Annotated in this window: 11 protein-coding genes; 6 read left to right on the top strand and 5 right to left on the bottom strand. The window is 74.3% G+C overall.

Annotation, left to right across the window (positions count from 1 at the left end; all coding sequences use genetic code 11):
• Positions 1–32 precede the first annotated feature (32 nt).
• Positions 33–557 (top strand): metallopeptidase family protein, encoded by a 525-nt coding sequence (locus tag SA2016_RS07115; RefSeq protein WP_066496940.1) that lies wholly within the window; start codon positions 33–35, stop codon positions 555–557.
• Between the two features lie 20 nt (positions 558–577).
• Here SA2016_RS07115 and SA2016_RS07110 read toward each other — a convergent pair whose 3' ends face one another.
• Genes SA2016_RS07110 through SA2016_RS22170 form a run of 3 tightly spaced genes read right to left on the bottom strand, consistent with a single transcriptional unit; the run spans position 578 to position 6,262 of the window.
• Positions 578–2,182 carry a DUF5719 family protein gene (locus SA2016_RS07110; protein WP_066496939.1) on the bottom strand — a complete coding sequence of 535 codons (1,605 nt, stop codon included), beginning with the start codon at positions 2,180–2,182 and terminating at the stop codon, positions 578–580.
• A complete protein-coding gene (locus SA2016_RS07105) occupies positions 2,163–5,708 on the bottom strand; it encodes a glycosyltransferase (RefSeq protein ID WP_141305715.1) in 3,546 nt (1,181 codons plus the stop codon). The genes SA2016_RS07110 and SA2016_RS07105 overlap by 20 nt, the downstream gene beginning before the upstream one ends.
• 2 nt (positions 5,709–5,710) lie before the next feature.
• Entirely contained in the window at positions 5,711–6,262 is a 552-nt protein-coding gene (locus SA2016_RS22170; protein WP_084249379.1) for a WhiB family transcriptional regulator, read from the bottom strand.
• Between the two features lie 283 nt (positions 6,263–6,545).
• Between SA2016_RS22170 and SA2016_RS07095 the strand changes: the two genes are divergently transcribed.
• The gene (locus SA2016_RS07095) at positions 6,546–7,274 is read left to right on the top strand and encodes a TIGR03089 family protein (RefSeq protein WP_084249378.1); all 729 of its coding nucleotides are present in this window, start codon (positions 6,546–6,548) and stop codon (positions 7,272–7,274) included.
• Between the two features lie 11 nt (positions 7,275–7,285).
• Here SA2016_RS07095 and SA2016_RS07090 read toward each other — a convergent pair whose 3' ends face one another.
• Positions 7,286–7,879, bottom strand: a complete 594-nt coding sequence (locus tag SA2016_RS07090) for a GtrA family protein (RefSeq protein ID WP_066496938.1) — start codon at positions 7,877–7,879, stop codon at positions 7,286–7,288.
• 207 nt (positions 7,880–8,086) lie between these two features.
• Here SA2016_RS07090 and SA2016_RS07085 point away from each other — a divergent pair, with 207 nt between their 5' ends.
• From SA2016_RS07085 to manA, 4 genes are all read left to right on the top strand, one after another.
• On the top strand, positions 8,087–9,289 hold the full coding sequence (locus SA2016_RS07085; protein ID WP_084249377.1) for a 5-(carboxyamino)imidazole ribonucleotide synthase: 1,203 nt from the start codon (positions 8,087–8,089) through the stop codon (positions 9,287–9,289).
• A complete protein-coding gene (gene purE / locus SA2016_RS07080; RefSeq protein ID WP_066496937.1) occupies positions 9,286–9,849 on the top strand; it encodes a 5-(carboxyamino)imidazole ribonucleotide mutase in 564 nt (187 codons plus the stop codon). The genes SA2016_RS07085 and purE overlap by 4 nt, the downstream gene beginning before the upstream one ends.
• Before the next feature lie 22 nt (positions 9,850–9,871).
• Positions 9,872–11,482: an LCP family protein gene (locus SA2016_RS07075; RefSeq protein WP_066496935.1), complete on the top strand. Its 1,611-nt coding sequence runs from the start codon at positions 9,872–9,874 to the stop codon at positions 11,480–11,482.
• Positions 11,483–11,616: 134 nt separating this feature from the next.
• Positions 11,617–12,882: a mannose-6-phosphate isomerase, class I gene (gene manA / locus SA2016_RS07070; protein WP_066496934.1), complete on the top strand. Its 1,266-nt coding sequence runs from the start codon at positions 11,617–11,619 to the stop codon at positions 12,880–12,882.
• 57 nt (positions 12,883–12,939) lie between these two features.
• Here the strand turns inward: manA and SA2016_RS07065 are convergent, their stop codons facing one another.
• Positions 12,940–14,028, bottom strand: coding sequence for a lipid II:glycine glycyltransferase FemX (locus SA2016_RS07065; protein ID WP_066496932.1), 1,089 nt, complete (start codon positions 14,026–14,028; stop codon positions 12,940–12,942).
• Positions 14,029–14,070 lie beyond the last annotated feature (42 nt).

Raw genomic sequence — 14,070 nt, 5'->3', positions numbered from 1 at the left:
CATGGCGCGAACGGGGCGACTAGAGTCGATGTATGCAGGATCGTTCGTTCTCCGGGGGCCCGTCGGACCCGGGCGGGCCCACCCTCAGCATCCGGCCAGTGCCGCCGGAGGGAGAGCCCTCGGCGGAACGACGGCGCGGCTTCCGCCAGCGTCGGAGGAACCGCCATGGGCGCGGCCTGCGCGGCGAGATCCTGCCGTCCGTGCTCCCTGCGAGCCGAACCCGCGCGGAGCGCTTCGAGGACTGGGTCTTCGATGCCGCGGACCGCCTTCAGGAACTCAACTCCTCGAAGCTGGACGGCGTCGAGTATGCCGTCGAGGAGATCCCGCCCGGGCTCGAGCAGCTGCTCCGGGACGGGGGCCGCCCCCCGCAGGGGCAGTACACCCCCGGCGCGCCGGGCCGCGCACCCCGCATCACGGTCTACCGCCGCGTCGTGGAGACCGGCGCCTCCTCCCCGGCAGAGCTGCAGGACCTCGTGCACGACATCGTGGTGGAGTACACCGCCCTCATGCTCGGCGTCGCCCCCGAGACCCTCGATCCCTACTACCGCGGCTACTGAGGGCCCGGGCCCCCGGTTCCCTAGTAGCCGACGGTCACGGGCAGCGAGCGCGCCCCCGCCGCCGCGGGAACGATCGTGGCCGCCGAGATGGCGTTGCCGTCGCCCTTGAAGAGGAGCGAGCCGTAGGCCGGGTCGCCCGAGGCCGAGAGCACGTATCCGGTGAGCGCCGAGCCGTCCACCTTGTCGGGCGCGTCGAGGACCGCGGTCGTCCCACCGGCGACGTCGAGCGAGACGGCGCTGTGGAACGCCCCGTCCTCGGTGACGGGGACAGCCCGGATCTGGGCGCGCCCGTCCGGGACGCCGAACACGATCTGCCGGGACCCGCTGCCCTGCCCGACCGCGACGACGTGGCTGTCGCCGATCCGCTGGGACGCCGAGGCCACGGCCGTGTCGAGGGGCTCGTCGGCCGAGAGGCCGCGCGGCACGCGCGCAGAGGCCGTGAAGGAGACGTCCGCGGTCGCGGACACGCTGTAGGTCCCGGCGGGGAGCCCCGCGAGGGGGACCTCCGTGACGGTTCCCGCCTTGGCCGTCACGACTCCGCCGCCGGGCAGCTGCACGGCACCGTTGCGGCCGTATACGCGGAGCTGCACGACGGCGTCCGCGGCGCCGGGGACGGTGATCTGCACGGCGGCGCCGGCGTCCTCGTACCCGCTCCTCGCTGTGAGGTCCTTCGACCGGGCCGGGTCCTGCAGTTCGATGCCCGTCACCGTCTGCCGCGGTGCCGGCGCCGCGGCGGGCGTGATGAGCTCGACGCCGCCGGGGGTGAGGCCGCGCAGCGTGGACTGCTGGATGGACGCGGCGACGGGGGCGCCGGTGCTGCGCACGTGCACCGAGACGTTGGCCTGGCCCGGCATGTAGCCGCTCAGCACGTACGAGGCGGAGCTGCCGGGCTTGACCTGAAGGCCCCGGCTCGAGGGCGGTGCCTGGGTCAGCGGCTTGTCCCCGAAGAATTCGAGGTCCACCGTGGCCGGGCTCGAGCTGGGATTGGCGAGAGTCAGGATGGAGGTCCGCCCCACGGTCGTCTCCGCCCCGAGGAGCCATTGGTCGTTCGTCGGGGCGGTGCAGGTGGCGGTGGCGAGGCCGCGCAGGTCGCCGTCCCCTGCGTCGAACCGGGTGAGGGCTCCCGTCGAGGCGGGGGTCCCGGCGAGGGGCTTGGCCGTGAGCAGGGTCAGCGCATCCACACCCTGCCCCGCGATCGCCGCAGCGCGCGGCTGTGCCACGGTTCCCGCGGGCACCTTCTGGCCCGGGATGGACTTCAGCGCCGGACCGCCCTGCGGCCCCAGCGCAGTGTCCGGGAGCGTGCCCTGCGTGTCGGACAGGACGATGCCGCTCACCTGGGTCCGGGCGGTCCGGCTTGCCGGACTGAACTGGGGGTCTCCCTGCACCGGGGTGCCGGACAGCAGCCGGGCGGGTCCCGGGCAGGCGCGCACCGCGTCTGCCGTGGGCACGTCGACCGAGGGCGCGTTCCCCGCGTTGAGGGATGCGGGAGCGGGCACGGCGGACGCCGCGACCGTGAGCCCGCCGGCAAGGCCGGCGAGGACGGTGCCGGCGACGGCGGCCCCCACGGCGCGCATCCGGCGGCCCGGCCGGGTCGTCGGGGTCCGGTCAGAGGCGGGCGTCGTCATGCGCTGCTTCCTCACTGCTCGCAGGTTCGCGGTCCTCGGCGCGGGCCGCCTCCGTGGGCTGCGCCTCCGGTTCGTCGATCGGCCAGTCGTCCGGTCCGTCGTCGAGCGGCGCGTCCTCGCCGTCGTGGACGGGGGCAGGGGCGGCGGCGCCGTCCTCGCCGCGGCGGCGGCCAGCGGCAGGGCGCCCTGCCGCACGCTGCGGATGGCGTCCGAGCGACTCGCGGACGAGGAGAGCGGACCCGGCACCGCGGCGGCCCGTGCGCCGGACCCGGGCCGGGATGGCCAGTAGGAGCGTCAGCGCGAAGGCGGCGACGGCGGCGGCCCCCAGCGGCCATGCGGCGGGATCCCGGTAGGCGAGGTCGAGATGGCCGCCCCGGGCCGGAAGGTCGAACGCCTGGGCCCAGCCCTGGGCCGAGGCCGCGAGCGGGGTGCCGTCGAGCGAGGCCGACCAGTGCGCGTCGCTGCGCTCGGCGAGCACGAGCTTGCGTCCCTGGGGTCCGGCCGGGATGTCGGCGGAGACCGTCTCGGGGCCGGAGGGGACTACCGCGAGGGTGGCCCCGGACGCGGCAACGATGCGCGCGCGCTGGTCGATGGCAAAGGCGCCGTCGTTGCCCGCCGTGCGCGGGGTGACGCGCCAGAGCCAGCCGGCGTCCGTGCGGCCCACGGCGACGAGGAAGGGCACGGCATCAATGCGGCCCGCCGTGACCTCATCCGTGGCCCCGTCGTCCGCGAGCACCACGAAGCCGATCCCGAGCTGCTCGAGGTCGCTGCGCGGGTCCACGGCTGCGCCGCCGCCCACCGTGGCGACCGCGTGGCGGAGTGCGGTGAGCGCGGCATCGTCGTCGGCGATGCGCTCCGAGCCCCACGCGCCCTGGACGCGGCTGGACGCGGCGACCGCTGAGAGCGAATCCAGAGTGGTGCCGGCTCCGCGCATGAGGTTCGCCGTGAAGCCGCCGGCGTCGGTGCCGTGGAGGACGAGTGTGCGGGTCTGCTGCGTCCCCTGTCCCAGATCGGCGGCGGTCGCGGGAAGGACCCGGGACAGTCCGGGGCCGACGAGCGCCTCGGCACCGAGTCCCCCGGACGAGGGGGCGTGCCCCAGCGCGGTGGCGGCCCATTGGGCCAGGGCCCCGGCGGGGCCGACGGCGACGAGCACGTAGGCGAGCACGATCGCGGCCGCGACGGCCCGGCGCGGCGCGCTCGACGCCGTGGAGCCCTCGGGCTGCGGCCGGAGGGCGGCGCTCCTGCGGCGCTCGAGGAGGCGGTCCAGGGCGAGGACGCCGACGGTGATGAACGCCATCGATGCGGCCCCGAGGCTCGGTCCGGCGAAGGGTGCCGCGAGCGAGTCCCCGGCGACCGCGGTGGGGGTGCGGGACACCGCCCACGCATAGGCCAGCCCGAGGACGCCCACCGCAAACAGCAGTCGGGCAGCGACGCCCCGGCGCCCGGTGAGGAGGACTGCTCCGGCCACGGCTGCGGCCAGCACCGGCGCACCGACGAGCAGCGCCCCGAGGAGGGACCACGGCACGCCCGCGGGGAGCGCGGGCACGCCGGTGAGCGCGGCCCCGGCGTCGAACGCCACGGGCTGCCCGAGGACGAGCTGCCACGGTGCTGCGGGGGCCCCGGCGAGCGGGACGCCGGGGTCGGCGATCCACGCACGCAGGTTCGACGGCGCGGACACCCACAGCGGGGCGAAGAGCGCGGCGGTGGGCACGAGCACGATCCACAGGCTTCTCGCGCGCCCGCGCAGCGCGAGGGAAGCGAGCAGGACTACCGCGGCGGCCAGTGGGACGAGCGAGGGCGCACCGGCTGTCGCCGCGGCGAGCGCGAGGCCGCCGGCGGCTGCCGCGGTCCAGGACGGAACGCCGCCGGTGCCGTTGCGCGGCTCGTGGCGGGGCCCGACCGTGCCCCGGATCCGGGCTCCGCCGACCGCGCGGACCATGCCGAGGACGGCCCACGGCAGGGCGGCGTGGGCCACGGCGGCGCCGAGCCGGCCCTGCGCGAGCGCGGTCAGGAGGGAGGGCGCGGCGGCCCACACGAGGGCGGCGAGCCAACGGGGCGCGCGGTGGGCGGTGAGGTTGGCGGCGAGGGCCCACGCGCCGAGGCCGGCGACGGGGGCGGCCGCCACGAGGGCGGCGGTGACGCCGCGGTTCGGATCGCCGGCGGCGAGGAGTCCGAGGATCCAGAGCACGAGGTCGAAGGGGTCGCCGTGCCCCGCCTGGCCCGGGCCGATCCCGGCCCACCAGCTCGTGGCGTGGGCGAAGACGGCGGAGAGGGTCGTGGAGACCGGCACGAGCGCGCCGCCGACGGCGGCTTCGGCTCCGAGCAGCGGGGCGAACGCCGCGAACGCGGCCAGCAGGGCGCCCGCGGCGACCACGAGGGCGCCGGTCCCGACCCAGCCGCGGGAGGCGACCGCCAAGGCCGCGAAGTCGTCCTGGGAGTCGCCAGTCGGCTCGCTGGAGCCCTCTGCCATCCCCGAGCCGTCGCCCACCACGCTCTCCGGCTCGGCGGCCGCGGATTCGAGCAGTGCGCGGCGGTGGGCCCAGATGTCGCGGCGCGGGCTGATGAGCGGGCGGAGCACGGAGCGCGAGACGGTGCGGCTCCTGCGCGCGGCCCGGCGCCCGCGGGCCAGCCTGGCGGGCATGCCCAGGGCCGCGAGGGTGGCGCCGAGTCTCGCGGCGCCCAGACCGGGCTCCTTGAGGACGATGGCCAGCAGGAACTGCCAGAGGCCGCCCAAGAGCGCGCCCGCGGCGTGGAGGGGCAGCTGCCACAGCGGTGCGTGCTTGAGCCGGGAGTAGACCTCGGCCCGGCGGGCCGCGAAGGGCGTGCCGGCGGCGCCCGGCCGGGCGGAATGCATCATGCGGGCCCCGGGGACCACGACGACGCGGTGCCCGGCGAGGCGCGCGCGCCAGCAGAAGTCGACGTCGTCGCCGGTGGCCGGCAGGGCCGGATCGAAGCCGCGCAGGGACTCCCAGACGTCCCGGCGCACGAGCATCCCGGCCGAGTTCACGGCGAAGACGTCGCTGCGCGCGTCGTACTGGCCCTGGTCCTGCTCGTCCACGTCGATGAGGGTCAGCCGCTCGCCCCAGCGGCTGACGGACAGGCCGACGTCGACGAGGCAGCCGGGCGCGTCCGGATCGAGCTGCTTGCAGCCGGCCACGGCCACGCTCGGGGCGGCCTCCACTGCCGCGAGCAGCGCGGCGAGCGCGTCCGGCGCCGGGGCCGCGTCGTCGTGCAGCAGCCAGAGCCACTCCGCGGCGGCCCCGGCGGCAGCCGGCGACCCCGCGGCGAGGCCCCCCAGGCCGCGGGCCACGGCGCCGCCGAACCCTCCAGGAGTGCGCACGGCCGTGACGTTCTCGGCGCCGAGAGCCTCGCACAGGAGTTCGGCGGAGTGGTCGCGGGACCCGGTGTCGATGCCGATCGCGGCGTCGACCGGGCGGGTCTGGCCCGCGAGGCCGGCGAGGGTCGCAGGAAGGTAGGGACCGCCGTCGTGCGCAACGACGACAGCGGTGACGCGTAGAGCCTCCAGGGTCAGACCGCCCGCTTCCGGAGCCGGCGGCGCTCGCGCTCGGAGAGGCCGCCCCAGATGCCGAAGCGCTCGTCATTGGCGAGGGCGTACTCGAGGCACTGGGCCCTCACCGTGCAGGATCCGCAGACCTTCTTGGCGTCGCGGGTCGAGCCGCCCTTCTCCGGGAAGAAGGCCTCGGGGTCGGTCTGGGCGCACAGCGCCTCGGCCTGCCACGCGAGCTCGCCCTCCTCGGGCTCGCCCGGCTGGACGAGGTCGATGAGCACGGCCTTGGGCGAGTGCTCCCGGGGATTCGCGAGGAGGGCGAGCGCGCGCTCGATGGCCTCGTCCGCCGGCTCGTCCTCGACGTCGTCGTCGGGGTCCTCCACCTCGTGGGCCGCGAGGAACGCCGTCGCGGCATCCTCGAGGGTCTCCACGGAGCGGGCCTCGTACCGCTCCTGCGCGTCCGGGTCTGCTGGATCGACGTACCAATCCGCGGGAATCCCCCGCGACCGGTACCTGGCCGATGCCTGTGCAGCTACGGCCGACTCATACTGGATACGCTCCGCCTGTCCCACGGTGCTCCTCCTCGGGTCGTTCTGCGCGGCGAGCCGCTTCAGACCAGCGCCAGGAAGAATCCCGGTGCCGGTCCCCCCTCGGCCATGCGATGATCGGTTCATCGGTGCCGCCGGCGCAGTTACTGTCCAGTGCTAATTACATGCGTGTAAGACGGTCTGAGTCAAGCGGTGGCGGCGGATTGTAGCCAGACGATTCCGTGGCGCGTCTGTGCGACACGCGCGGCGCGCGGGGCCCGCCCCACCTCCGCGGCCGAGGCGCAGGGCGCTGTGGTCCAATGGGCGCATGCCATCCACGATCCCCCATCTGCTGCAGCGGCTGCGCGGCGGCCAACATGCCTCCTCCCCCCGCCTGACCTGGTACGGCCCGGACGGCGAGCGCATCGAGCTCTCCGGCCGCGTGCTGGAGAACTGGGTCGCGAAGACGTCGAACTTCCTGACCGAGGAGCTCGACGCCGAGATCGGCACCCGGGTGCGGATCGCCCTGCCGGCCCATTGGAAGTCGGCCGTGATCGCGCTCGCCGCGTGGCAGGTGGGCGCCGTGGTCGTCGACGACCCGGGCATCCCGGTCGACGTCACCTTCGTGGGCCCGGACTTTGCGGCGGACGACGCCGCGCCCTCCGGCGGCGCGCTCGTGGCCGTCGCGCTCGGCGCGCTCGAGATGGGGTACCCGGGCCAGCTGCCGGCAGGCGCCTACGACTACGCGGCCGCCGTGCGCCAGTTCGCCGACTCCTACGAGCCGTTCGATGCGCCGGCCGAGGACGATGCTGCCTACGAGTCAGGGAGCGAGTCGTTCTCGCAGGCGGAGCTCTCCTCCGGGTTCGCCGCCCCGGCAGCCGCCGGCGCGCGCGTCCTGGTCGCGGCGCGGGAAGGCCTGCGGGCCTCGCTGTCGCGGCTCCTCGGAGCCTGGGCCGCGGACGGGTCCGCGGTGCTGGTCCATGCGCAGACCGAGGAAGCAGAGGACGGACGCGCCCTCGAGCGCATCCGCCAGACCGAGAAGGTCACCGGGGCCTGAGCGGCCCTTCCTCAGCGGTCCCCGGCAGCGCCCAGGTCGCCGGGGCCCGCGGCCGTCCGGCCCGGCTCGCCGGCACCGGCCGCGGAGGGGTGCCCGTGCTCGTGGCCGTGCCCGTGCTCGTGCTCGAAGATCTCGTGGTCGCCCTCGTACCCGGGCTCGGTGTCGAGCTCCTGGTTGAAGACCCAGAAGCGGTAGGCGAAGAACCTCACCACCGTGGCGACCACGATGCCGACCACGCCGGCGAGGAACAGCACGTTCTTGTCCTGGATGTCCATCCAGTACTTGGCGATGGCCGTGAATCCGGTCGAGATGCCGATGCCGAGGCCGTTGATGACCGCGAACATGACGAACTCGCGGGCAATGTTGGCCTGCTTGCGATGCCGGAAGGTCCAGTAGCGGTTGGCCACCCACGAGAAGATCGTGGCCACCGTCGCGCCCACGAAGCGTGCCTTGGCCTCCGAGTCGGACATGATCGTGTGCATGAACAGGTAGGTCAGGCCGTTGTCGATGACGAAGGCCACACCGCCGACCGTGCCGAACTTCGCGACCTCGCGCCAGAAGAGCGAGACGAGACCACGCAGGCGGTCGGAGATTGTCGAGATCATGATCCTCCACGGACGGCATCGGGACGGCGCATCGCCTCAGGACGCAAGGCATCCGGCGTCCCGCCTCGGCCCGAGGGGCCGGGACGGGGAGAGCGCACAGGCCATTCTACCGCCGCCCTCCGACGCGGAGGCTGGATACCCGCTGTGAGCACGCTCTCCCGGGCCCGCGTCCGCCGTCCCCGGGCCAGCATTCTGTACTCTGGGCGAGTGAGTTTTCCTGTGATCGGAGTGGTCGGAGGCGGCCAGCTGGCGCGCATGATGGCCCCTGCAGCAACCGCCCTCGGCCTCGAACTGCGCGTCCTCGCGGAGGCTGAGGACGTCTCCGCCGTCCCCGCCGTCCCGTTCGCGCCCGTCGGCGACTACCGCAGCCTCGAGGACCTGCGGGCGTTCGCCCGCGAGGTCGACGTCCTGACGTTCGACCACGAGCACGTCCCCACCGAGCACCTCCTGGCGCTCATGGCAGAGGGCGTCAACGTCCAGCCGGGCCCCGAGGCGCTCGTCCATGCCCAGGACAAGCTGCGCATGCGCGAGGCCATCGACGCGCTCGGCCTGCCGAATCCGCGCTGGCGGGCCGTGCACCACATCAGCGAGCTCGTCGCGTTCGGCGACGAGCTCGGCTGGCCCGTGGTGCTCAAGACGCCCCGCGGCGGGTACGACGGCAAGGGTGTGCGCGTGCTCCGCTCCGCCGCCGAGGCCGAGGAGTGCGACGACTGGTTCGGCACCATGTCGCCGCTGCTGGCCGAGGAGATGGTCGGCTTCTCCCGCGAGCTGTCCGCCCTCGTCGCCCGCACCCCCAGCGGAGAGTCCCGGGCCTGGCCCGTCGTGCACACGATCCAGGTCAACGGCGTGTGCGACGAGGTGATCGCCCCGGCGCCCGAGCTGGACCCCGCCGTCGCCCGCGCGGCCCAGCAGGCGGCGCTCACGGTGGCCGAGAGCCTCGGGGTGACCGGCGTCATGGCCGCTGAGCTGTTCGAGACGCCCGGCCGTGGCCCCGGCTTCCTCGTCAACGAGCTCGCCATGCGGCCGCACAACACCGGCCACTGGACCCAGGACGGCTCGGTGACGAGCCAGTTCGAGCAGCACCTGCGCGCCGTCCTCGACCTTCCGCTCGGAGCCACGGACGTGCTCGGCGACTGGGCCATCATGAAGAACTACCTCGGCGGGGCCAACGAGGACCTCTACAGCGCCTTCCCGGCCGCGCTCGCCGCGGACCCGGCCGCCAAGGTCCACGCCTACGGCAAGTCCGTCCGGCCCGGCCGGAAGATCGGCCACGTCAACCTCGTCGGCGGACCCGGATCCGATCCGGCCGCCCTGCGCGAACGGGCCTCCCGCGTCGCCGCCATCGTCCGCGACGGTGCCCCCGGCACGCGGGCGGACGGGACGCCCTCCGACCCCCAGGAGAACGCATGAGCACCCCGGCATCGCCCCAGCAGCCCCTCGTCGGGCTCGTCATGGGCTCCGACTCGGACTGGCCCGTCATGGAGGCCGCCGCGGACGCGCTCGCCGAGTTCGGAGTCCCCTTCGAGGCGGACGTCGTCTCGGCCCACCGGATGCCCGAGGAGATGATCGCCTACGGCAAGTCCGCCCGCGGGCGTGGCCTGAAGGTGATCATCGCAGGGGCAGGGGGCGCGGCCCACCTCCCCGGGATGCTCGCCTCGGTGACGACGCTGCCCGTGATCGGCGTGCCCGTGCCGCTGAAGACCCTCGACGGGATGGACTCCCTCCTCTCGATCGTGCAGATGCCGGCGGGCGTCCCCGTCGCGACCGTCTCGATCGGCGGCGCGCGCAACGCCGGGCTGCTCGCCGTGCGCATGCTCGCCTCGGCCCAGGACGAGCTCGGGCAGCAGCTCGCAGAGCGGCTCGCGGAGTTCGCCGTCGGGCTCAAGGCCGCCGCCGCCCGCAAGGGCGAGGCGCTGCGCGAGAAGGCCGCGCGGGTCTTCGCGGACGACGCCGACCGGCCCGGCGCCTGACCCGCGCACCGACAGGAGGACCATGGCCCTGCACATCCCCGCGCGAAGCCACCAGACCGATCCGATCCGCCACCCCGAGGGCGCCTCGCCCGGGGTGCGGACGCGGCGGGCCTTCACGCTCCTGGTCCTGACCCTCTTGGTCCCGGGCACTGCCCAGCTGATCGCGGGGAGCCGGCGCCTCGCGCGCCGCGCCCTGGCGGTCACCGCGACGGTGTGGGCGCTCGCGCTCGTCCTCCTCGTCGTCGGCCTCATCAACCGCGGGGCGATCCTGACCCTGGTCACGCACCCGGTGCTCTCGCTGGTCCTCATCGTGGTCCTGCTCGTGCTGGCCGTCTGCTGGGCAGGCCTGTTCCTGAACACACTGCGGCTCATCCGCGTCCCGCTCCTGGCCCAGCGGATGCGCCCGGCCGTGATCCTGGCCCTCGTCGTGGCCATGGTGCTCTCCAGCGGCAGCCTCGCCTACGGGGCCTACCTCATCGGCGTGGGCCGGGGCGCGATCGGGACGATCTTCGGCGGCCCGGCCATCAGCCCCGTGGACGGCCGCTACAACTTCATGGTGATGGGGGGCGACGCCGGCGCAGACCGCGTGGGCCGCCGCCCCGACAGCCTCTCGATCATCAGCGTGGACGCGAACACCGGCCGCACCGCCCTCATCTCGATCCCGCGGAACCTCCAGAACGCGCAGTTCCCCGCCGATTCGCCGATGCACAAGATCTACCCGGACGGCTACAACTGCGGCAACGACTGCCTCATCAACGCCATCAACACCGAGGTCAACCAGAAGTACAAGGACCTCTACCCGGGCGTGGACGATCCCGGCGCGCAGGCAACGCTCGAGGCGGCCTCCGGAACGCTCGGCATCAAGGTCCAGGCCTACGTGGTGGTGGACATGGCGGGCTTCCAGCAGCTCATCGACGCGATGGGCGGAATCCGCATCAAGGCCGGCGGCTGGGTGCCGATGAGCGGTGCCTCGCTCGACAACACCGGGACCCATGCGCTGCCCGTCGGCTGGATCGCCCCCGGGGAACAGAAGCTCGACGGCTTCCACGCCCTCTGGTACGGGCGCAGCCGCGAGTTCGCGAGCGACTACGACCGGGTCGCCCGGCAGCAGTGCATCGAGCAGGCCATGATCAACCAGCTCAACCCCGCGACCCTCCTGAGCAAGTTCCAGGACATCGCGGGGGCGGGGACCAAGGTCGTCGAGTCCAACATCTCCTCGGAGCAGCTCGGCAGCTTCGTCGACCTCGCCCTCAAGGGCAAGGGCCAGCCCACCACCCGGCTCGTGATCGGGCCGCCGGACTTCGACGCCTCCTTCCCGACCTACCCGGACTTCAACGCCATCCACGCGAAGGTCCAGGACACCCTCAAGCAGGCGAGCGGATCTGCCTCGCCGTCGCCGAAGGCGCTGGGAGGCACGACGTCGGTGCTCGGCGGGGGCGCGGGACTCGCCGTCCCGGGTGCGATCCCGGCCGGCCAGTACGCCCCCGCAGGCGCGCCGGCCAACCAGTACAACGACGTGGGCCCGGATGGGGTCAAGGTCACTCCCCAGCACCTCAACGACCTGTTCAACGCGGGCAGGAACGACCTGCTCGACGCCATCATGTCCGGCAACGGGGAGTGCACGCCGCTGTGACGGTCGCGCCGCCGTGATCCAGCTTCAGGACCCGGCGTCCCCCTGCACCCGCCCGCCCTCAAGACCCACCCGCTTGCCCTCAAGACCCACCCGCTTGCCCTCAAGACCCACCCGCCCGCCCCTGTGAGGACCCCATGCACCTGCTGAGCAACACCGTCCGCGACTACGCCTGGGGCTCGAGGACGGCGATCGCCGAGTTGCTGGGCCGTGAGCCGAGCGGACGGCCGGAGGCCGAGCTCTGGATCGGGGCGCACCCCGACGCGCCGTCGCAGCCGCTGGACGACCCCGACGGCTCGAGCCTCGCGGAGCTCATCGATGCCGATCCGGTCGGCACCCTGGGCCCGAAGAGCATCGAGGCGTTCGGCCCCCGCCTGCCATTCCTGCTGAAGGTCCTCGCGGCGGACTCCCCCCTGTCCCTGCAGGTCCACCCGAAGCTCGAGGCGGCGAAGGCGGGCTTCGCCGACGAGGAGGCGGCCGGCGTCGCCCGCACCGCCCCGCACCGGAACTACAAGGACGACAACCACAAGCCCGAGATGGTGTTCGCCCTCACCCCGTTCGACGCGCTCACCGGCTTCCGCGCTCCGGGCGAGTCCGCCGCGCTGTTCGAGCGGCTGACGGCGCTGCTCGCGGGGTCCGAGGCCGCCGAGGTGACGGAGCAGGTCGCCGAGCTCCTGCGGACCCCGGACGAGGCCGAGGCGCTCAGCGCAGCCTTCGCCCGGCTCATCAACGGCGGTCCGGACGTGCGCGCGTGCGTCGACGCGGCCGCCGCGGCCATCGCCGCCGCCGGGCCCGCAGCCCGGGACGACGCCGCCCTGGCCACCGTCGCGGACCTCGCGGCGGCCTACCCCTCCGACCCGGGGGTGCTCCTGTCGCTCATGCTCAACCGCGTGAGCCTGGCGCCCGGCGAGGCCCTCTACCTGCCGGCGGGCAACGTGCACGCGTACCTGCGGGGCCTGGGCATCGAGGTCATGGCGGCCTCGGACAATGTGCTGCGCGGCGGCCTGACGCCCAAGCACGTCGACATCCCCGAGCTGCTGCGCACCGTCGTGTTCGAGGCCCCGGGGGTCCCCCGGCTCGCCGCACAGGAGTCCGCGCTCGGGCAGGAGCTCTACCGGCCGCCGTTCGAGGAATTCCAGCTCCAGCGCATCGAGGTGCCCGGCACGCCGGGCGCGGGGGCAGCGCCCGAGCCCGTGCCGGTGGCCCAGACCGGCGCGGCGGTCGTGCTCGTGGTGCGGGGCTCACTCACCCTGGACACGCCGAAGGGCGATCTGGTGCTCTCCCGCGGCGACAGCGCCTTCATCCCGGACGCCGAATCGCCGGCCCTCGCGCACGCAGGGTCGGACGGTGTCCTCGCCTTCGCCGTGACGACAGGGCTGGGCCCGGCCTCGGGCCTGGCGTAGGGCGCACGCCGGCGGCCAGGCCGCCGGCGGCCAGGCCGCCGGCGGCGCGGACGAGCGTCAGCGCTGGGCGAGCTGGCGGGCCCGGCCCGCGGCGCCCCTGACCCGCCGCACGGCGGTCTTCGCCGCACGGCGGCCCTGCGCGAGCGTCCTGCGGGCGAGCGGCATGCCGGTCGCGTACACGGGGTAGAACGGCGAGAGCGGCAGCTCCCACGTCCCGGCGAGCAGGTTCTCGTGCTGGGCGAACTGCTTCTTGAAGTCGGAGATGCCGTCGTTGAGCAGGCCGTTGAGGTCGTAGCGGGCGCAGCCGTCCTCCTTCATCGCCATGAAGGCCGCCCACTTGACGCCGTAGTTCGCGCGGGCCTTCTGCCCGGCCGCGTTGACGCCGCCGTAGAGCTCGAAGGCTGTGCCCGCGCTGCGCGCGATCCACACGAAGGCGACCACGCGGTCGCCGTCGAACGCGGCCACGATCGGCGAGTCGTCGCCGAGGAAGCGCCAGATGTCCCGGTAGTAGCCGTCCTCGTGGATGCCGAATCCGGCGCGCTCCGCGGTCTCGCGGTAGATCGCGAGCACCTGCCCGAGCTCCTCCTCGGTCGCGACCTTGCGGAACTCCAGGTCGCCGCGGAGGTTCTTGCGCACGTTGGCGCGCGTGGTGCGGGACATGTCCGCCATGAGCTCGTCCTCGCTGCGTCCGAGGTCGAGGATGAGGGTGCGCGGAATGAGGATGGTGCCCTCCGTGCGGCGGAAGCCGGCCGCCTCCAGCTCGCGCTCCCCCGCCGAGCCGGCGTCCCAGTCCGGTTCGGCGACGAGGGCCACGGAGCCGTGCGCCGCCCGGACTGCCGAGGCGACGGCGGCCAGCACGCGCCCGGCGTCCTCGGGCGCGCAGACGGGGCCGCGGGAGAGGTACGCGAGGGACTTCAGCGGCCACGGCAGGGACCGGTACAGCACCTGGGCGCCGCCCACCACGGTCTCGCCGTCCCGCACGAGGAGCCGCTCCGTGCGCCAGTGGTGGGCCGCCTTGACCTCGCCCCAGCCCCACAGCTGGAGGGGGTGCCCTCCGTGGCCGTTCACCAGTGCGTCCCACGTGGCGCGGTCCCTGCAGGGACTGACGGTCAGCTCGCGGGCGGCCTGCTGGCTCTCGGGGCTCATGATCCTCCTGGGTCGGGCGTCAGGGTGCTGGCGACGCGCCGA

The sequence above is a fragment of the Sinomonas atrocyanea genome (genome assembly GCF_001577305.1).
Taxonomy (GTDB): domain Bacteria; phylum Actinomycetota; class Actinomycetes; order Actinomycetales; family Micrococcaceae; genus Sinomonas; species Sinomonas atrocyanea.
This window is presented reverse-complemented; position numbering and strand designations above follow the sequence as displayed.